Source organism: Cupriavidus sp. 207A1, from assembly GCF_057798955.1.
The window spans coordinates 324,396-343,590 of record NZ_JBYOJO010000007.1 but is presented as its reverse complement, the minus strand read 5'-3'; the positions used below and the strand labels follow the sequence as shown (position 1 = coordinate 343,590).

Below are 19,195 nucleotides of genomic sequence, written 5' to 3'. Positions count from 1 at the left end.
CGCGGCGAAGCGTGAAGGCCTCAGGCCGTCGCCGCCTTGTCCAGCCACCGCGCCAGCTGGTCCGTCACCGCGCTGCTCGAGAACGAGCAGCTGTCCTGCGCAAACACCGCGGACATCTCCAGCCTGCGCAGCAGTTCTTCCATCGCCTGCCCGTAGACAGGCGGCAGCGCCAGCGCGCTGCCGGCATCGCGCCAGGCGCGCACGAGTTCCTGCGCGGGCATCGACCCCGCGACATGCTGGTCCAGCGCGGCGCGCATGCGCGCCAGCGTTTCCGTGTTGGCTGCGCTCATGAACGCGCCCTCCTTTCCTTGTAGAGTTCGCGGAATGTGCGGCCCGACGGCGCCGGCATGTCGCGGGTTTCGGTCCAGCCCTTGCCCGCCAGCGGCAAGCTGGCAATCAGTCCGTTGCTGCCGCCCATGCGGCCCAGCAGCCAGGCACCGATGCGGGCAGTCAGCGCATAGAGTTCGGGCCGCTTGGCCACGTAGCCCCAGGCCTTCAGCGCAAAGCGCTCCTGCCATGGCCGCAGGCCACGTTCCATCTGCTTTTCGCGCAGCTTGCGCAGCAGGTCCGACAACGGAATCGATGCCGGGCAGACGCGATTGCATTCGCCGCACATGGTGGCCGCCTGCGGCAGGTCTAACGTATTGGCCAGACCGACGTAGCTGGGCGTCAGCACGCTGCCCATCGGGCCGGGATAGACCCAGCCATAGGCATGGCCGCCGATCTTCTGGTACACCGGGCAGTGGTTCATGCAGGCGCCGCAGCGGATGCAGCGCAGCATCTCCTGGAAGTCGCCGCCGATCAGTCCGCTGCGGCCGCCATCGACCAGCACGAAATACATATGCTCGGGACCGTCGCGCTCGCCCTCGGCACGCGGCCCGGTCAGCAGCGAAAAGTAGTTGGAAATCGCCTGGCCGGTGGCCGAGCGCGGCAGCAGCCGCATCACCGTCGCGAGGTCTTCCAGCGTCGGCAGCACCTTCTCGATGCCGGTCACCGCCACGTGCACGCGCGGCATCACCGTGCACATGCCTTCATTGCCCTCGTTGGTGACTACCGCCACCGAGCCGGTCTCGGCGATGATGAAGTTGCCGCCGGTGACGCCCATGTCGGCGCTGAGGAATTCCGGGCGCAGCACTTCGCGTGCCTCACGCGTCATCTCCGGAATCTCGGTCAGCCGCGGCTTGTGGTGGACTTTGGCGAACAGGTCCGCGATCTCGTCCTTGTCCTTGTGTACCACCGGCGCAATGATGTGCGAGGGCGGCTCCGAGTCGTTGATCTGCAGGATGTACTCGCCGAGATCGGTCTCGATGCTCTGCACGCCCATCTCGCCCAGCACCTGGTTCAGGCGCATTTCCTCGGTCACCATCGACTTGCTCTTGATGACCTTCTTCACGCCATGCTCGCGCGCGATCTCGGCGACCAGCCGCGCGGCGTCGGCGGTGGTCTCGGCAAACAGCACGGTGGCGCCGCGGTGGGTCGCGTTCTCTTCAAACGTGGCAAGCCAGACGTCGAGGTTTTCCAGCGCGCGGTTGCGACGCTCTTTCAGGGCCTCGCGCGTGGCGTCGAAATCGATGTCGCGGATCGCCTCGGCGCGCGCCGTGACAAACTTGGTCGAGAGCTTCTTCAGGTTCTGCTGCAGGCGCTGGTCGGCCAGTTTCTGCCCGGCGCGCGCCTTGAATTCCATGCTGTGGACTTGCATCGTGGCGAATTCCTGATGTGTCTGCGCGGTCAGGCGTCGCCTGCCAGCACCTGCGCGATATGCAGCACGCGCGTGCGGCTGTCGCCGGTGCGGCGCAGGCGGCCTTCGATATTGAGGATGCAGCCCAGGTCGCCCAGCACCACCGCATCGGCGCCGGTGGCCTGGATGTTGGTGCACTTCTCGTCGACGATGGCCGTGGAGATATTGCCGTACTTGACCGAGAAGGTGCCGCCGAAACCGCAGCAGGCCTCGCAGTCCTTCATCTCGGTCAGTTGCACGCCTGGCAGGCGCGACAGCAAGGCGCGCGGCTGCTGCTTGACGCCCAGTTCGCGCAGGCCGGAACACGAATCGTGGTATGTGATCTGGCCCGAGAACGTCGACGGCAGGGTCTCGACCCGGGCCACGTTGGCGAGGAAGTCGGTCAGCTCGTACACACGTTCGCGCAGGCGCTCGTAGCGACCGTTCAGTTCGGGATCGTCGCGCAGCAGGTCGGCGTAGTGATGCCGGATCATGCCGCCGCAACTGCCGGACGGCACCACGATGTAGTCGAACATCTCGAACTCGCGCAGGAATTTCTCGGCCAGGTCGCGCGACACCGCACGCTCCCCCGAGTTGTAGGCCGGCTGGCCGCAGCAGGTCTGCGCCTCGGGCACCATGACCTCGCAGCCGGCGGCTTCCAGCAGCTTGAGCACCGAAAAACCGATCTCCGGGCGCATCAGGTCCACCAGGCAGGTGTGGAACAGACCGACTCGCATTGTTGACTTCTCCCAGACCCTGAAACCCCGCAATTATGCGCGCTTGGCGCCGCGGGTGGCGCATAAAGCGTTCATCGGCCTCGTGAATGCGGTGCCATGCACGGCACTTCACGCAGCGACATCACCGGCGGTTTCTTACCGTAATGTCATTTCACCTATTGAAATTTTCACGATGCGAGATAGAATCAGGCAGACGTTTAAAAATGCCGCAAGGCAACATTGCTACTTTTCCCAACCATGTCCGACGCAGACAAGTCACCCGGCAAGACGTCCATCCAGGTCATCGAGCGCATGATGACCCTGCTGGACGCCCTCGCCCAGCATGCCGACCCGGTCAGCCTGAAAGAGCTGTCGCTGGCCACCGGCCTGCATCCTTCCACCGCGCACCGCATTCTCAACGATATGGTGGCCTGCCGCTTTGTCGACCGCTCCGACCCCGGCAGCTACCGGCTCGGCATGCGGCTGCTGGAGCTGGGCAACCTGGTCAAGGCGCGCCTGTCGGTGCGCGACGCGGCACTGGCACCGATGCGCGCGCTGCACCGCGTCACCGGCCAGACCGTCAACCTGTCGGTGCGCCAGGGCGACGAGATCGTCTATATCGAGCGCGCCTACAGCGAGCGCTCGGGCATGCAGGTGGTACGCGCCATCGGCGGCCGCGCCCCGCTGCACCTGACCTCGGTGGGCAAGCTGTTCCTGGCCGCCGACGAGTCGGCGCGCGTGCGCAACTACGCCACCCGCACCGGGCTGGCTGGCCACACCCGCACCTCGATCACCGACCTGGCCAAACTCGAACGCGAACTCAACTGGGTCCGCACCAACGGCTATGCCCGCGACAACGAGGAGCTGGAACTCGGCGTGCGCTGCATCGCCGCCGGCATCTATGACGACTCGCGCCGGCTGGTGGCGGGCCTGTCGCTGTCGGCGCCGGCGGACCGGCTGCAGGACAGCTGGCTGCAGAACCTGAAGGACACCGCGCTGCAGATCTCGCGCGGCATGGGCTACGTGACCGAAGCCGCGGCCTGACGCCACCTGCCGCATTGCCGCCAACGCGCGGGCTGCCAGCGAGGCAGTCCGCGCGTTTTGCTTTTGATACCCCAGATTTTCCACCCTAACGTTTACCCTATGTTTTCAGATAACCAGCAAACCTTATAATCGACTGCCATGCGAACCCGCACCGTCACCCTTACCGAACAGGTCACGCGCCAGTTGCGCGCCGATATCGAAAGCGGCGCCTACCCCGTCGGCAGCCGCCTGCCGACCGGCCGGCAGCTGGCCGAGCAATACGGCGTCAGCGCCGCCGTGATCCGTGAAGTCACCGAGCACCTGCGTTCGCAGGGCTTTGTCGAATCGCGCCAGGGGGTTGGCTGCACGGTGCGTTCGCGCACCGGCGCCTCCGGCTTCCAGCTGCCGCGCGAGCCCCAGCTCGACGCCGGCGAACTGGCCGACCTGTACGACCTGCGCATCGACCTGGAAGGCGCCGCCGCGGCGCTGGCCGCGGTGCGCCGCACCGATGACGACGTGGCCGCGCTGGCGGCACTGCTGCAGCGCCTGCAGGACCGGCTCTACGACCCGCAGCCGGCTGCCGATCTCGACGCGGCCTTCCATATCGGCATCGCCGCTGCCACCCACAATCCGTACTACCGCCAGCTGCTGCAATACCTGAACCTGCAGCTGCACCAGGCCGTCGCCACCGCGCGTGCCAATACGCTGCGCCAGCCGGGCCTGGCCGAGACCGTGCATGCCGAACACGAGGCCATCGTCGCGGCAATTCGCCGCGGCGATGCCGGCGCGGCGCGCGCGGCGGCGGTGGACCACCTGCAAAGCGCCGCACGCCGCCTCGGGCTTGCGCTACGCGCGCGCGACGACGCAGCGACGGCAGCGAGCGCCGCCAGCCCCGCATCCCTTTCCTGAGACCACACCACCATCATGCAAAACGGATCCTTCGCCCAGCGGCTTACCGACGCCCTCGGCCCCGACACCGCGCTGACCCACCCCGACGATATCGCGCCGTGGCTGTCCGACTGGCGCGGCATCTACAGCGGCCAGGCCCAGGCGGTGCTGCGACCCCGAAGCGTCGACGAAGTGTCGCGCGCGCTGGCGCTGTGCCAGCAGGCCGCGGTGCCCGTGGTGCCGCGCGGCGGCAATACCGGCCTGTGCGGCGGCGCCACGCCCGACGCCCGCGCACAGAACGTGGTGCTGAGCCTGGACCGCATGAACGCGGTGCGCTCGCTCGACACCATCGCCAATACCATGGTGGCCGAGGCCGGCTGCATCCTGGGCAACCTGCGCCGCGCGGCGCAGGACGCCAACCGCTTGCTGCCGCTGTCGCTGGCCGCCGAAGACTCGTGCCAGATCGGCGGCAACCTGGCCACCAATGCCGGCGGCGTCAACGTGGTGCGCTATGGCATGACGCGAGAACTGGTGCTGGGGGTCGAAGCGGTGCTGCCCAACGGCGAGGTCTTCCACGGGCTGCGCACGCTGCGCAAGGACAATACCGGCTATGACCTGAAGCAGCTGCTGATCGGCTCCGAAGGCACGCTCGGCGTGATCACCGCGGCGGCGTTGCGCCTGTTCCCACGCACCGATACGCGCAGCGTGGTGCTGGCGGCAGTGGCCTCGCCGGCGCAGTCGCTGGCGCTCTATGAACTGCTGTTCGAGCAATGCGGCGCACGCCTGCAGGCCTTCGAATTCTTTACCGGCGCTTGCCTGGACCTGGTGCTCGCCCATGCCGAAGGCGTGCAGGAGCCGTTTGCGCAGCGCTACCCGGCCTACGTGCTGGTGGAACTGGCCGATACCACCGACGAGGCGGCGCTGAACGCGCTGCTGGAACGCGTCATCGGCGAGGCCCTGGAGCGCGAGCTGTGCCTCGATGCCGCAGTCTCCGCTTCGCTCGCGCAGCTGCAGGCGCTATGGAAGCTGCGCGAGGAGATCTCCGAAGCGCAGCGCGCCGACGGTCCGCACCTCAAGCACGACGTGTCGCTGCCGATCGAGCAGATCCCGGCCTTCATGGCGTCGATGGAAGCCCGGCTGCGCGCGCTCGATGCCGCGATCCGGCCCTTCGTGTTCGGACACTTCGGCGACGGTAACCTGCACTACAACCTGTCGCGTCCCGCCGGCGCCGCCAGGGACTGGGCGGCCACGCAGGGCGATGCCGTGACCGATGCGGTGCTGGACGAGGTGATGCGCTACGGCGGCAGCATCAGCGCCGAGCATGGCATCGGCCAGCTCAAGCGCCATGCCTTCCTGGCAGTGAAGGATCCGCTGGAATTGCGGCTGATGCGGGAGATCAAGTCGGTGTTCGATCCGGCCGGGATCATGAACCCCGGCAAGCTGCTCTGAGCGCTGCCGCACCAAAGCAAAACGCGCCGCATTGCGGCGCGTTTTTTTTCCGGCCAGGCGTGCGCGCTCAGATGCCGCGCGATTGCTGCGAGGCCAGCACCGCGTGGGCGCTGCCCGGACCCTGCGTCAGGTTCGGCGACGACGGGAAACCGCGCTGCGGCGAGGACGGCGAATGCTCGAGCCAGTCCTTGACGCGGTTGGCATCGGCAAAGCGCGACAGCTTGCCGGCCGAATCCAGGAACACCATCACCACATTGCGTCCGTGCACGCGTGCCTGCATCACCAGGCACTGGCCGGCCTCGGAGATAAAGCCGGTCTTCTGCAGGCCGATCTCCCAGTTGCCGCCGCGCACCAGGCGGTTGGTGCTGACGTAATGCTGGGTGCGGCCGAGCACGTTGACTTCATGCTCGGTCTGGGTCGAGTACTCGCGGATGGTCGGGTTGCGGTAGGCGGCGTTGACCATGCGCACCAGGTCGGTCGCGCTCGACACGTTGCTGCTCGACAGGCCGCTGGAATCAACGAAATGGCTGTCGTTCATGCCGAGCTCGCGCGCCTTGCGGTTCATGGCCTGCACAAAGGCCGGCAGGCCGCCCGGGTAGTGGCGGCCCAGCGCCGAAGCGGCACGGTTCTCGGACGACATCAGCGCCAGCAGCAGCAGTTCCTGGCGCGTCAGCTGCGTGCCGAAGCGCAGGCGCGAGCTGCTGTGCTTCTCGGTGTCGCGGTCTTCCTCGGTGATGGTCAGCACCTCGTCCATCGGCAGGCGCGAGTCCATCACCACCAGCGCGGTCATCAGCTTGGTGATCGATGCAATCGGCAGCACGGCGCCGGCATTCTTCTGGAACAGCACCTCGTTGGAGTTCTGGTCCATCACCAGGGCGACGCTGGAGCGCAAGGCCAGCGCATCGTCGGTGTCGCGCAGGCCCATGGCCTCGCCCAGCGACGGCTTGGACGGCGTAAACGCAGCCCGCACCGGGGCCGCGCGCTGCGCTACCACGACGTGGCGCTTGCCCTTCTTCAGCACCACCACCTTGCGCGCGGAGCCTGCTTCGCTCTTCGCGACCCTGGCGTTGCGGGCGCTCTTGGCAACAGGCTTCGAAGCGGTCTTTTTCTCCGTTTTAGCGGATTTTTCCTGCTTTTTGCTTGTTTTTTGCGTGGATGAGGCCTTGGTGGCCGCTTCGGCCACAGGCACCGCGACCATCGACACCGACACCAGTACCGCGGCGGCGACGGCGGACAAAGGTGTGGAGCCGAAGAATCTGGAGAAAATGGAATCAGACCGGAACATGATTCGTTCAGCGCATAGGAATGGCGCTAGTGTAGGAAAGAAAGAAATTGTTAGCAAGATTAAAGACTTACGGACGCTCCTTAAAGTTCGATTCACATACATTTCCACATTGTGGAAAAAGTACGTGATGCGTCACGTCCGCCTTCGAACTCCCGTGCGCTCGACCCAAGCGCAGTCCGGCTCACCCTTGCTACCCCTTTGCAGCGACGAAGCCAATACGGAAAGTCTCTTGAGATATCGGCGCCCATCGTTACATGTTGAAACAAATTTCACTATGAGAGAAAACGCGCAAACCCGCTGACCGGCTCACGTTCCGTGGTGAGGCGGTTTGCGACAGCCTCCGGATCGGCAAAACCCAGCGACATGCCGCACACCACCATTTCCTCCGGTGGCAGCCGCAAGTGGCTGGCGATGATCTTGTGGAACTGCGTGAACGCCGCCTGCGGGCAGGTATCGAGCCCGCGTGCCCGGGCGGCGACCATGATGCTTTGCAGGAACATGCCGTAGTCGAGCCAGCTGCCCTGCTCCATGATGCGGTCGATGGTAAAGATGATGCCGACCGGCGCATCGAAGAAACGGAAGTTGCGCGCATGCTGTTCGTGCATGCGCGCCTTGTCCTCGCGGCTGATCTCGAGCAGCCCGTACAGGTCCCAGCCCACCTTGCGCCGCCGCGACAGATACGGGTCGGCCCATTCGCGCGGATAGTACGGGTACTCCTCCCGATACTTGCTGTCGCGCTCGGGATCTTCATAGGCGGCGAGCACATCGGCGCACAGCTTGGCCTTGGCCTCGCCCGACAGCACATAGACGCGCCACGGCTGCGTGTTGGTACCGGACGGTGCGCGGCTGGCCACCGCCAGGATCTCTTCCACGGTGCTGCGCGGCACGGGCGTATCGAGAAAGGCCCGCACCGAACGCCGCGTCAGGATCGCACGATCCACGCAGTCCACGGCATCCTGCGAGCCGAGTTGCTTCTCGTGGGACATCTTGTTCATCTCCTGTTGCCCCGTCCTATTCCCGCGCGCCCGTCACCGCGCCCGCCGCCGCCAACGGCAGCAGCGCTTCGCGCAACGCGCCCGGCAGCGGTACCGGCCGGCGCGTAGCGCGATCGACATAGACGTGGATGAAATGCCCTTGCGCGGCAGCGACTTCGTTGTCGCCGCTGAACAGGCCGACCTCATAGCGCACGCTCGACGTGCCCAGCCTGGCTACGCGTAAACCCGCTACCACGGTCTCGGGAAAGCTGAGCGACGAGAAGTAGTTGCACTGCGTCTCGATCACCAGTCCGATGGTGTCGCCCGACGTAACATCGAGCACGCCTTGCCGGATCAGGTAGGTATTCACCACGGTGTCAAAATAACTGTAGTAGACAACGTTGTTAACGTGGCCATAGACATCGTTGTCCATCCAACGCGTGGTGATCGGCTGGAAGTACGGATAGGCACTGCGCGATTCGGCTTGCGGTTTCATGGGGCGAGAGAGGGACAGAAGCGAGGCAGTACGAAATGCGAATATTCTGAACCAGCGGCCTACGCGATACGAACGCGCGGCCGCTAGCGACGGATGACAAGCGCGACACCCAGCGCGGCCAGCACCATGCCAGCGGCAGCCAGCGGCGGGAAGCGCTCGCCGAACAAGAGCCAGGCCATCACCGCCGTGGTAGGCGGGGTCAGGTACATCAGGCTGGACACCCGGGTGGCCGCACCCTGGCGGATCAGCAGGAACAGCAGCGAGATCGCGCCGATCGACAACGCCACCACCGACCACGCCAGCGCGCCGAGCATGGCGGCAGTCCACTGCACCTCCCGCGTCTCGAACAGGAACATGAACGGCACGCAGGCAAGCGCCGCCGCGGCGAACTGGATCACCGAACCCATGCGCAGGTCGAACACCGGGCAAAAATGCCGCTGGTAGACCGTGCCCACGGTGATGCTGAACAACGCACCGCCTGCCAGGGCGAGGCTGGCCGGCGTCAAGCCGCTGGTACCGAGCTTGTTGGCCACCACCAGCGCCACGCCGGCAATGCCCAGCAGCAGGCCCAGCCACTGGCGTGCGCCGATGCGCTCGCCCATGCGCGTGGCGATCAGCGCGGTCAGGATAGGCTGCATGCCGACGATCAGCGCCGATACGCCTGCCGGCATGCCTAGCTTGATCGCGGCCCAGACGCCGCCAAGGTAGCCCGCCTGCAGCAGCAGGCCGGCCACCGCGATATGCCCCACCGCGCGCCAGTCGGTTGCGGTCGATCCCGTCACGCGCGGCAGCGGCACGCGCGCCAGCAGCACGAACGGCACCATCAACACCAGCACGCCGGCAAAGCGCAGGAACAGGAAGGTCATCGGCTCCGCATACGGCATGCCGTATTTGGCGACGATAAAGCCGGTGCTCCAGATCAGCACGAACAGCCACGGCATCGATGCCACCCACAGCGTGGCACGCGGGTTGGCCGCACCGCTGCGGCCCGACTCGATCGCCTCGCTCATGATGCAAGCCGCTCGGCAAGTGGCGCGTACCGGGCGTGATATTGCGCGGCGAGCCGCACCGTCTGCGCATGGACGGCAACGGTGTCTTCGATCTGGTTGCCGTAGCCGCCCGCCATGGTCACCGCCACCGGCAGCCGGCGTGCTTGCGCGGCGTCGAACACCAGGCGGTCGCGCCGTGCCAGGCCAGCCATGGTCAGCTTCAACCGCCCGAGCCGGTCGCCCTCGTGCGGGTCCGCGCCCGCCAGGTAAATCAGCAGGTCGGGCTGGAAGCGGCGGAACAGCGTGTCCAGCGCTGTCTGCAACGCCTGCGCGTAGACCTCGTCGTCACAGCCATCCGGCAGGCCGACGTCGAGGTCGCTTGCTTCCTTGCGGAACGGATAGTTCTTCTCGCCATGCAGCGATAGCGTGAATACCGATGAGTCGCCGTGCAGGATCGATGCGGTGCCGTTGCCCTGATGCACGTCAAGGTCGATCACTGCCACGCGGCGCACCGCGCCGTCGCGCTGCAGCACGCGTGCAGCGATCGCGGCATCGTTGAAGACGCAGAAGCCGCCGCCCTTGTCCGCATACGCGTGGTGCGTGCCGCCCGCCAGGTTCACGGCTATGCCTTCACGCAGCGCACTGCGGCAGGCCTCGATGGTGGCGCCCGCCGACCGGCGCGAGCGTTCCACCATCGCTTCGGACCACGGAAAGCCGATCTCGCGCTGGCGCGCCGGGTCGAGCGTGCCGGCCGAGGCCGCCTCTACGTATTCCGCGGTGTGTGCAAGCAGCAGCGCATCGTCGCCGGCACGCGGCGCCTCGGACAGGCGCAGCCCCGGCACCTGGGCCGACACCGCGTCGCGCAGCATGCTGTACTTGCGCATGGGGAAGCGATGTCCTGGCGGCAGCGGCAGCACGAAGTGGTCGGCGTAGAAAGCGAGCATGGAATGAGGCCTGGGCGATCCTGTTCACATCTTGTTGGTGTTTCGGCCTCGGCCGGCCGTACCGGCGCGGGCAGCCTGGCATGGTAGCACCCCTGTCCGGGCATTGCCGGGGGGCCGAGATGGCTACCACGCCACTTGCCGCAAGCACGGTGGAACCGGATTTTGTGCGATGCACAAAATCTCCTTGACATTGATTTGGCTGTCCCTAAAATACGACTTGTTGCGGCGCACAAACGAACAAACAAACGGATTGACGCCCTGACCCACCCACACGCCTGGGCTGGCCGAAACGGCGAAACACCGTCACGGCCCTGACATCTAGGCGGCTTAATTTGCTTGACCTTGAAGTTCACCACTGGAGACCAGCAATGATCCTCACCCCGGAACAAGTCGCAGCAGCACAAAAGGCTAACCTCGAAACGCTGTTCGGCCTGACCACCAAGGCGTTTGAAGGCGTCGAAAAGCTCGTCGAACTGAACCTGCAGGTCGTCAAGACCAGCTTCGCCGAAGGCGTGGACAACGCCAAGAAGGCGCTGTCGGCCAAGGACGCGCAGGAACTGCTGGCGATCCAGGCCGCGGCCGTGCAGCCGGTCGCCGAAAAGACCCTGGCCTACACCCGTCACCTGTACGAAATCGCTTCGGAAACCCAGAGCGAATTCGCCAAGGTGGCCGAGGCCCAGCTGGCCGAAGGCTCGAAGAACGTCCAGGCTCTGGTCGAGAACTTCGCCAAGAACGCCCCGGCCGGTTCGGAATCGACCGTGGCGATCGTGAAGTCGGCAATCTCCGCTGCCAACAACGCCTACGAGTCGGTGCAGAAGGCGACCAAGCAAGCGGTCGAAATCGCTGAAACCAACTTCCAGGCCGCCGCCACGGCTGCCACCAAGGCTGCCCAGCAAGCCAGCGCCACGGCCCGCACGGCAACGGCGAAGAAGGCCGCTGCTGCCTGATAGCCTGCTTTGAAGATGGACCGGCCCCGGCCGGTCCGTTGGCAAAGCCCATCGACGCCCTGCGCAGGCGGTGGGCTTTGCCAACGATGAAGGGAGTGCCATGACCGACCGGCCCGGCGCTGCCTTGTCTGCCGATGTCTCCTCGGTACCGCGGTCTCCTTGTCCAAAGGTATCGTTAAACCCGACCTCTACAGGTCGGGTTTTTTTTGATCTCTCCCCAGGCAGCCTTTCCCCCTTTTCCCCTCTCGCTGCAAGCCGCCACGCATTGGCGTTGACAAGTTAAGGCGGTTAATTGCAAAACCGCGCCAAACAAAGCCCGCCATCACGGCGGGCCTTGTCATCGCAGCGGACAGCGCCTCAGCGCTTGCGCGGCGGCGGCACGTCGGTACAAGTGCCTTCGTAGATCTCGGCCGCCATGCCGATCGACTCGCCCAGCGTCGGGTGCGGATGGATGGTCTTGCCGATATCCACCGCGTCGGCGCCCATCTCGATCGCCAGGCACACTTCGCTGATCAGGTCGCCGGCATGCGTGCCGACGATGCCGCCGCCGATCACGCGGTGCGTTTCCTCGTCGAAGATCAGCTTGGTGAAGCCCTCGTCGCGGCCGTTGGCGATGGCGCGGCCCGAAGCGGCCCACGGGAACACGCCCTTGCTGTACTTGATGCCCTGCGCCTTGCACTCGTCCTCGGTCAGGCCGGCCCAGGCCACTTCCGGATCGGTAAAGGCCACCGACGGGATTTGCTTGGCGTCGAAGTAAGCCTTCTCGCCATGCGCGGCTTCGGCCGCCACGTGCGCTTCGTGCACGGCCTTGTGCGCCAGCATCGGCTGGCCGACGATATCGCCGATCGCGTAGATGTGCGGCACGTTGGTGCGCATCTGCTTGTCGACATCGATAAAGCCGCGCTCGGTCACGGCAACGCCGGCCTTCTCGGCGCTGATGCGCTTGCCGTTGGGCGAGCGGCCCACCGACACCAGCACCAGGTCGTAGCGCTGCGGCTCGGCCGGTGCGGCTTCGCCCTCGAAGCTGACGTAGATACCGTCCGGCTTGGCTTCCACCGCGACCGTCTTGGTGTTCAGCATCACCTTGCCGAAGCGGTCCTTGTTTTTCTTTTCCCAGACCTTGACCAGGTCGCGGTCGGCGCCGTTCATCAGGCCGGGCAGCATTTCGACGACATCGATGTCGGCGCCCAGCGTGCTGTACACCGTGGCCATTTCCAGGCCGATGATGCCGCCGCCGATGACCAGCATCTTGTTGGGCACTTCCGGCAATTCCAGCGCGCCGGTCGAGTCGACGATGCGCGGGTCTTCCGGGATGAAGGGCAGCTTCACCGCCTGGCTGCCGGCGGCGATGATGGCCTTCTCGAAGCGGATCACGGTCTTCTTGCCGGTGCTGCGCTTGCCCTCGCCCTCGGTCAGTTCGACTTCCAGGTGGTGCGGGTCGAGGAAGTTGCCGATACCGCGCACCACCTGAACCTTGCGCGCCTTGGCCATGCCGGCCAGGCCACCGGTCAGCTTGCCCACCACCTGGTTCTTGTAGTGGCGCAGGCCATCCAGGTCGATCTTGGCTTCGCCGAACAGGATGCCGTGGGCGGCCAGCGCCTTGGCCTCGTCGATCACCGCGGCGTTGTGCAGCAGCGCCTTGGACGGGATGCAGCCCACGTTCAGGCAGACCCCGCCGAGCGTGCTGTAGCGTTCCACCAGCACGGTGTTCATGCCCAGGTCGGCGGCGCGGAAGGCGGCCGAGTAACCGCCAGGGCCGGCACCCAGCACCAGCATCTCGCACTGGATATCGGCACCGCCGGCATGGCTGGCGGCCGCCGGGGCGGGCGCTGCGGCGGGCGCGGGCGCAGGGGCCTGCGCGGGTGCCGGGGCCGGGGCTTGCGCCGGCGCGGCGGCTGCTCCAGCCTGGGCCTCGATGGTGCAGATCACCGCGCCCTGGCCCACCTTGTCGCCGACCTTGACCTTGACGTCGACCACCTTGCCGGCGGCCGACGACGGCACATCCATGCTGGCCTTGTCGGACTCCAGCACGATCAGGGACTGCTCCACCTCGACCGTGTCGCCGGCCTTGACCAGCACCTCGATCACTTCAACCGCGTCGAAATCGCCGATATCCGGCACCTTGACTTCGATCACACTCATATTTGCTCCTCTATGCGCGCCCGCCTCTCGGCTTCAGGGCGCGCCGTCGTTGTTGGTTGCTGCGTCGCCGGCCGCCGGCTCGCCGCCCGCGGCATCGTCGGCGAGTGCCGCCGCGGCGTCTTCCTGGTGCAGCCGCACCGTGTGCATCTCGATCGGTCCCGACGAGCTCTTGTCGAACTCCACGCCGGCATCGACGCCGATGCGCGCGATCTCGCCCGCGCCGAGGTCCGGCCGGTCATAGACCGCATGCATCGCGCCCAGCGCGTAGTTGCGGCCCGAGCCGATGCCCCAGAAGCGGTCGAACGAGAACACCTCGCGGTACGAGTAGACGCCGAAGATGCCCGCCGGATTGGCGATCAGGCATACGATCTGCGACGACTCGTAGGGATCGTCATCGTCTTCCTTGGTGTTGACGAAGTAGTCCGTCTTCAGCTTCTCGTGCACCTTCAGGAAGGTGCGGAACACGTCGTCGCGCGAGCCCAGCCTGCATTCCTCGCCCAGGCCCGCCAGCAGCGTGCGCATGACCGGGAAGTGCGCGGTCGTCCCGGCCAGCGCGATAAAGCCGTCGCCGACCGGAAAGACCTTCTGGTTGCGCTCATACGCGCGCGACAGCCGCGTATCGCCGAAGGTGACCAGCGCGTCCGCCGCGATCGCCACCTCGGCGCCCTTCTTGACGACAACACAGGTAGTCATGGCTCGCTCCTATCGTCAGGCTTGGGCGCACACCGGCAATGCCGGTGTGCGCTGCCGAGTTAGAGCAGGATACGGCGGAAGTCCGCCAGCAATTGCGCAAAGTACGTGTTGAAGCGCGCGGCCTCGGCACCATCGATGACGCGGTGGTCCCACGACAGCGACAGCGGCAGCGTCAGGCGCGGCACGAACTGCTTGCCGTCCCACACCGGTTTCTGGAACGACTTGCACACGCCCATGATGGCCACTTCCGGCGCATTGATGATCGGCGTGAAGTACGTACCGCCCAGGCCGCCCAGCGACGAGATCGAGAAGCAGCCGCCCTGCATCTGGTCCGGCTTGAGCTTGCCGTCGCGCGCCAGCTTGGCCAGCTCGCTCATTTCCTGGCTGATCTCCAGCACGCCCTTCTTGTCGGCGTCCTTGATCACCGGCACGACCAGGCCGTTCGGGGTGTCGGCGGCAAAACCGATGTTGAAGTATTTCTTCAGCACCAGGTTGTCGCCATCGAGCGAGGCATTGAAGTTCGGGAACTTCTTCAGCGCCGCGACCGTGGCCTTGATCATGAAGGCCAGCATGGTCACCTTGATGCCGGACTTCTCGTTTTCCTTGTTCAGCTGCACGCGGAAGGCTTCCAGCTCGGTGATGTCCGCTTCGTCATGGTTGGTGACGTGCGGGATCATGACCCAGTTGCGGTGCAGGTTGGCGCCGGAAATCTTCTTGATGCGCGACAGGGCCTTGCTTTCGACCTCGCCGAAGCGGGTGAAATCGACCTTCGGCCACGGCAGCAGGCCAAGCTCGCCACCGCCGCCGCCAGCCGGGGCGGCCTGGGCCGGCGCGGCGGCCTGGCCGGTCATCACGCCCTTGACGTAGCTCTGCACGTCCTGCTGGGTGATGCGGCCCTTGGGGCCGGTGCCGGCCACGCGCGACACGTCGACGCCCAGCTCGCGCGCGAACTTGCGCACCGAGGGGCTGGCATGGGCGGCCTTGCCGCTTACGCCAGCGACGGCCGGCACGGCGGCAGGCGCTGCTGCCGGAGCGGGGGCAGCCGCGGGGGCGGGCGCCGGGGCGGGCGCGCTGGCTGCGGCCGGGGCCGCCGCGGCAGCCTGAGCCGGTGCGGCGGCCGCGCCGGCGGCGCCTTCCAGGATCAGCAGCAGCGTGCCTTCGGACACATTGTCGCCAACCTTGACCTTGACTTCCCTGACCACGCCGCCCTGCGGCGACGGCACGTCCATGGTGGCCTTGTCGGATTCCAGCGTCACCAGCGCGTCTTCGGCGTTGATGGTGTCGCCCGGCTTGACGTGGACTTCGATGACCGGCACGGCATCGTAGTCGCCGATATCGGGCACCTTGACCTCGACGGTGCCGCCACCGCTGGCGGCAGGCGCAGCCGCGGGAGCAGGTGCCGGCGCGGGAGCGGGCGCAGGTGCCGCGGCGGCAGGCGCCGGAGCGGGCGCGGCGGCGGACGGTGCCGCGGAGGCCTCGTTCGCCGCTTCGAGCATCACCAGCACCGAGCCTTCGGACACGTTGTCGCCCACCTTGATGCGGACGTCCTTGACCACGCCGGCCTGCGGCGAGGGCACGTCCATGGTGGCCTTGTCCGATTCCAGCGTCACCAGCGCGTCTTCCGCGTTGATGCTGTCGCCGGGTTTCACATGCACTTCGATGACGGGGACGGCGTCATAGTCGCCGATATCCGGCACCTTGATTTCAATTGCTTGACTCATTCAGTGTCTCCTGAGCAGGCCGGCACGCGCGACATCCGCAAGCGGCGAGATTACCTTCGCCGCCCGCTTCTGTCACGCCGCCATGCCGCAAGGCGCCATCGGGACTGTGCCGGGGCGCCCGCGGCACGGCGTTGCCGTACTGCGGGGGTGGGTGCAGGCTGCCGGATCAGACCGACATCGGGTTGGGCTTGTTCGGGTCGAGGTTGTACTTCTTGATGGCCTCGGCGACCTTGTCGCGGCCGATCGCGCCTTCGTCGGCCAGCGCCTTGAGCGCGGCCAGCGTGACCCAGTAGCGGTCCACTTCGAAGAAGTGGCGCAGCTTCTCGCGCGTGTCCGAGCGGCCGAAGCCGTCGGTGCCCAGCACCACGTAGCGGCGCGGCACGTACGGACGGATCTGCTCGGCGAAGGTGCGCACGTAGTCGGTCGAGGCAATCACCGGGCCGCGCGCCGACTTCAGCTTCTGCGTGACAAAGGCTTCGCGCTGGGTCTCGGCCGGATGCAGCAGGTTGTAGCGCTCGGCGGCCTGGCCGTCGCGCGCCAGCTCGGTGAAGCTCGGGCAGCCCCACAGGTCGGATTCGACGCCCCAGTCCTTCTTCAGCAGCTCGGCGGCGGCGATCACCTCGCGGAAAATCGTGCCCGAGCCCAGCAGCTGCACGCGCGGCGCGTTGCTGTTCTCGACGCCCTTGCGGAACTGGTACATGCCCTTGACGATGTCCTGCTCTACGCCAGCCGGCATTTCCGGGTGCTCGTAGTTCTCGTTCATCACCGTCAGGTAGTAGTAGACGTCTTCCTGCTCGGCGTACATGCGGCGCAGGCCGTCCTGCATGATCACCGCCAGCTCGTACTGGAAGGTCGGGTCGTACGAGATGCAGTTCGGGATGACGGCGTGGAACACGTGCGAATGGCCGTCTTCATGCTGCAGCCCTTCGCCGTTCAGCGTGGTGCGGCCGGCGGTGCCGCCCAGCAGGAAGCCGCGCGAGCGCATGTCGGCGGCGGCCCAGCACAGGTCGCCGATACGCTGGATGCCGAACATCGAGTAGTAGATGTAGAACGGGATCATCTGCACGCCGTGGGTCGAGTACGACGTCGCGGCAGCGATCCAGTCGCACATGGCGCCGGCTTCGTTGATGCCTTCCTGCAGCACCTGGCCAGTCTGCGATTCCTTGTAGAACATCAGCTGGTCATGGTCTTCCGGCACGTATTTCTGGCCTTCCTGGTTCCAGATGCCGACCTGGCGGAACAGGCCTTCCATGCCGAAGGTGCGCGACTCGTCCGGGACGATGGGCACCACGTGCTTGCCGATCTGCTTGTCCTTCAGCAGCGTGTTCAGGATCCGCACGAAGGCCATGGTGGTGGACACTTCGCGGCCTTCGCCGGTGGCCTTGAGCAGCGCTTCGAACGCCTTCAGCTCGGGCACCTGCAGCGCTTCGGCCTTCTGGCGGCGCGCCGGCAGGTAGCCGCCCAGGTTCATGCGCGCCTGGCGCATGTATTCCAGTTCCTTCGAGCCTTCCTCGAAGGTGATGTACGGCACTTCTTCCAGCTTGTCGTCGGCGACCGGGATGTTGAACTGGTCGCGGAACTTGCGGATCGCGTCGACCGGCATCTTCTTCTGCTGGTGCGCGACGTTCATGGCCTGGCCGGCGTCGCCCATGCCATAGCCCTTGATGGTCTTGGCCAGGATCAGCGTGGGCTGGCCCTTGTGCTCGCTGGCGGCCTTGTAGGCGGCGTAGATCTTGTGCGGGTCGTGGCCGCCGCGGTTCAGGCGCCAGATGTCCTCGTCGGACCAGTCGGCGACCATCGCCTTGAGCTCGGGCGTGTTGAAGAAGTGCTCGCGCACGTAGGCGCCGTCCTTGGCCTTCATGGTCTGGTACTCGCCGTCCACGCATTCCATCATGCGCTTCATCAGCAGGCCCTTGGTGTCGCGCGCCAGCAGCGCGTCCCACTTGCTGCCCCACACCACCTTGATCACGTTCCAGCCGGCGCCGCGGAACTCGGACTCCAGTTCCTGGATGATCTTGCCGTTGCCGCGCACCGGGCCGTCCAGGCGCTGCAGATTGCAGTTGATGACGAAGACCAGGTTGTCGAGCTTTTCGCGGCCGGCCATGCCGATCGCGCCCAGCGATTCCGGCTCGTCGGTCTCGCCGTCGCCCAGGAAGGCCCAGACCTTGCGGTCGCCGGCCTTGGCCAGGCCGCGGCTGTCCAGGTACTTCATGAAGCGGGCCTGGTAGATGGCCATGATCGGGCCCAGGCCCATCGACACCGTCGGGAACTGCCAGAAGTCCGGCATCAGCCACGGGTGCGGGTACGACGAGATGCCCTTGCCGTCGACTTCCTGGCGGAAGTTATCGAGTTGGTCGGGCGTCAGGCGACCGAGCAGGAAGGCGCGCGAGTACACGCCCGGCGCCGAGTGGCCCTGCACGAAGACCAGGTCGCCGCCGCTCTGCTCCGACGGCGCGCGCCAGAAGTGGTTGTAGCCGACGTCGTACAGCGTAGCCGCCGAGGCAAACGACGAGATATGGCCGCCGACATTGGTGTGCTTGTTGGCGCGCAGCACCATCGCCATGGCGTTCCAGCGGGTGTACGAGCGGATCCGGTGCTCGATGTCCTGGTCGCCGGGGATGCGGGCCTGCTGCTCGACCGGGATGGTGTTGATGTATTGCGTCTCGGCGTGGAACGGCTGGGTCACGCCGTTCACGCGTGCGTATTCGATCTGCTTGTCGATCAGGAAGGCGGCACGCGCCGGGCCTTCCGCGGCCAGCACGCCCTGCAGGGCGTCGAGCCATTCATGGGTTTCCTGGGGATCGGCGTCGTTGGCGCTCGAGGCGCCGAGGATCTGCTCTGGTACGGCGGACATGACTGTCTCCTGGGTGAATTCTTGGCTTCCGCGTCCGCGCTGGCAGCGCCGGACACGACTCAACGTATGACTCGCACCGACTTGCGGAGATCGGCGCCATTGCCGCCTTGCATCGGGGCCGCCGCCGGGAAACCTGTTCCGGTTTCTCCGCGCGGCAGGCGCATGGCTACCGCCCGCATTCTTGGGTCGGACCGATTCTATGGAAGCCCAATGGCGAGCACAAGGGAAATTTTCAAATTGCGATATCGTTTTTTATAATGTGGAATTATGCGGCAGCGCACCAAGAATCACAGCCCAAGCCGCATGCCCCGTGCCTCCATCCTGCCAGCGCCGGCACGCGGCGCCGGGATTTCATTG

Annotated in this window: 16 protein-coding genes; 4 read left to right on the top strand and 12 right to left on the bottom strand. The window is 66.1% G+C overall.

The window, feature by feature from the left end; all coding sequences use genetic code 11:
* Positions 1-20 precede the first annotated feature (20 nt).
* From AC3FMM_RS15795 to AC3FMM_RS15785, 3 genes are read right to left on the bottom strand one after another with little or no spacing between them, the layout of a single operon-like run.
* Positions 21-290 carry a hypothetical protein gene (locus AC3FMM_RS15795; RefSeq protein WP_115709094.1) on the bottom strand — a complete coding sequence of 90 codons (270 nt, stop codon included), beginning with the start codon at positions 288-290 and terminating at the stop codon, positions 21-23.
* Positions 287-1,699, bottom strand: coding sequence for a LutB/LldF family L-lactate oxidation iron-sulfur protein (locus tag AC3FMM_RS15790; protein ID WP_488686912.1), 1,413 nt, complete (start codon positions 1,697-1,699; stop codon positions 287-289). Before AC3FMM_RS15790 ends, AC3FMM_RS15795 begins: the two co-directional genes overlap by 4 nt.
* 29 nt (positions 1,700-1,728) lie before the next feature.
* Entirely contained in the window at positions 1,729-2,454 is a 726-nt protein-coding gene (locus AC3FMM_RS15785) for a (Fe-S)-binding protein (RefSeq protein ID WP_116312425.1), read from the bottom strand.
* 237 nt (positions 2,455-2,691) lie between these two features.
* On the opposite strand from AC3FMM_RS15785, the gene AC3FMM_RS15780 reads away from it, so the two are divergent.
* From AC3FMM_RS15780 to AC3FMM_RS15770, 3 genes are all read left to right on the top strand, one after another.
* A complete protein-coding gene (locus AC3FMM_RS15780; protein WP_012352591.1) occupies positions 2,692-3,477 on the top strand; it encodes an IclR family transcriptional regulator in 786 nt (261 codons plus the stop codon).
* 138 nt (positions 3,478-3,615) lie between these two features.
* Positions 3,616-4,365 (top strand): FadR/GntR family transcriptional regulator, encoded by a 750-nt coding sequence (locus AC3FMM_RS15775; RefSeq protein ID WP_116312424.1) that lies wholly within the window; start codon positions 3,616-3,618, stop codon positions 4,363-4,365.
* Positions 4,366-4,380: 15 nt separating this feature from the next.
* Positions 4,381-5,793, top strand: a complete 1,413-nt coding sequence (locus tag AC3FMM_RS15770; protein WP_116312423.1) for an FAD-binding oxidoreductase — start codon at positions 4,381-4,383, stop codon at positions 5,791-5,793.
* 67 nt (positions 5,794-5,860) lie between these two features.
* On the opposite strand, the gene pbpG is transcribed toward AC3FMM_RS15770, so the two are convergent.
* The 5 genes from pbpG to AC3FMM_RS15745 all read right to left on the bottom strand — a co-directional run bounded on the left by pbpG (position 5,861) and on the right by AC3FMM_RS15745 (position 10,481).
* Positions 5,861-7,078 carry a D-alanyl-D-alanine endopeptidase gene (pbpG, locus tag AC3FMM_RS15765; RefSeq protein ID WP_147299821.1) on the bottom strand — a complete coding sequence of 406 codons (1,218 nt, stop codon included), beginning with the start codon at positions 7,076-7,078 and terminating at the stop codon, positions 5,861-5,863.
* A gap of 272 nt (positions 7,079-7,350) precedes the next feature.
* On the bottom strand, positions 7,351-8,073 hold the full coding sequence (locus AC3FMM_RS15760; RefSeq protein WP_115680017.1) for a nitroreductase: 723 nt from the start codon (positions 8,071-8,073) through the stop codon (positions 7,351-7,353).
* A gap of 16 nt (positions 8,074-8,089) precedes the next feature.
* A complete protein-coding gene (locus AC3FMM_RS15755; RefSeq protein WP_112775448.1) occupies positions 8,090-8,548 on the bottom strand; it encodes an acyl-CoA thioesterase in 459 nt (152 codons plus the stop codon).
* Between the two features lie 83 nt (positions 8,549-8,631).
* Positions 8,632-9,558 carry a DMT family transporter gene (locus tag AC3FMM_RS15750; RefSeq protein ID WP_116312422.1) on the bottom strand — a complete coding sequence of 309 codons (927 nt, stop codon included), beginning with the start codon at positions 9,556-9,558 and terminating at the stop codon, positions 8,632-8,634.
* The gene (locus AC3FMM_RS15745) at positions 9,555-10,481 is read right to left on the bottom strand and encodes a histone deacetylase family protein (RefSeq protein ID WP_488686911.1); all 927 of its coding nucleotides are present in this window, start codon (positions 10,479-10,481) and stop codon (positions 9,555-9,557) included. Before AC3FMM_RS15745 ends, AC3FMM_RS15750 begins: the two co-directional genes overlap by 4 nt.
* Positions 10,482-10,849: 368 nt before the next feature.
* On the opposite strand from AC3FMM_RS15745, the gene phaP1 reads away from it, so the two are divergent.
* Positions 10,850-11,428, top strand: coding sequence for a TIGR01841 family phasin PhaP1 (gene phaP1, locus AC3FMM_RS15740; RefSeq protein WP_115680014.1), 579 nt, complete (start codon positions 10,850-10,852; stop codon positions 11,426-11,428).
* A gap of 357 nt (positions 11,429-11,785) precedes the next feature.
* Here the strand turns inward: phaP1 and lpdA are convergent, their stop codons facing one another.
* From lpdA to aceE, 4 genes are all read right to left on the bottom strand, one after another.
* Complete coding sequence (lpdA, locus tag AC3FMM_RS15735; RefSeq protein WP_326346847.1) at positions 11,786-13,570, bottom strand: dihydrolipoyl dehydrogenase; 1,785 nt, start codon at positions 13,568-13,570, stop codon at positions 11,786-11,788.
* A 33-nt stretch (positions 13,571-13,603) separates the two neighbouring features.
* Positions 13,604-14,263 (bottom strand): Ntn hydrolase family protein, encoded by a 660-nt coding sequence (locus AC3FMM_RS15730; RefSeq protein ID WP_115706649.1) that lies wholly within the window; start codon positions 14,261-14,263, stop codon positions 13,604-13,606.
* A gap of 59 nt (positions 14,264-14,322) precedes the next feature.
* Positions 14,323-15,984: a dihydrolipoyllysine-residue acetyltransferase gene (aceF, locus tag AC3FMM_RS15725; RefSeq protein ID WP_115709079.1), complete on the bottom strand. Its 1,662-nt coding sequence runs from the start codon at positions 15,982-15,984 to the stop codon at positions 14,323-14,325.
* A 166-nt stretch (positions 15,985-16,150) separates the two neighbouring features.
* On the bottom strand, positions 16,151-18,838 hold the full coding sequence (gene aceE / locus AC3FMM_RS15720) for a pyruvate dehydrogenase (acetyl-transferring), homodimeric type (protein ID WP_111519763.1): 2,688 nt from the start codon (positions 18,836-18,838) through the stop codon (positions 16,151-16,153).
* Positions 18,839-19,195: the final 357 nt, after the last annotated feature.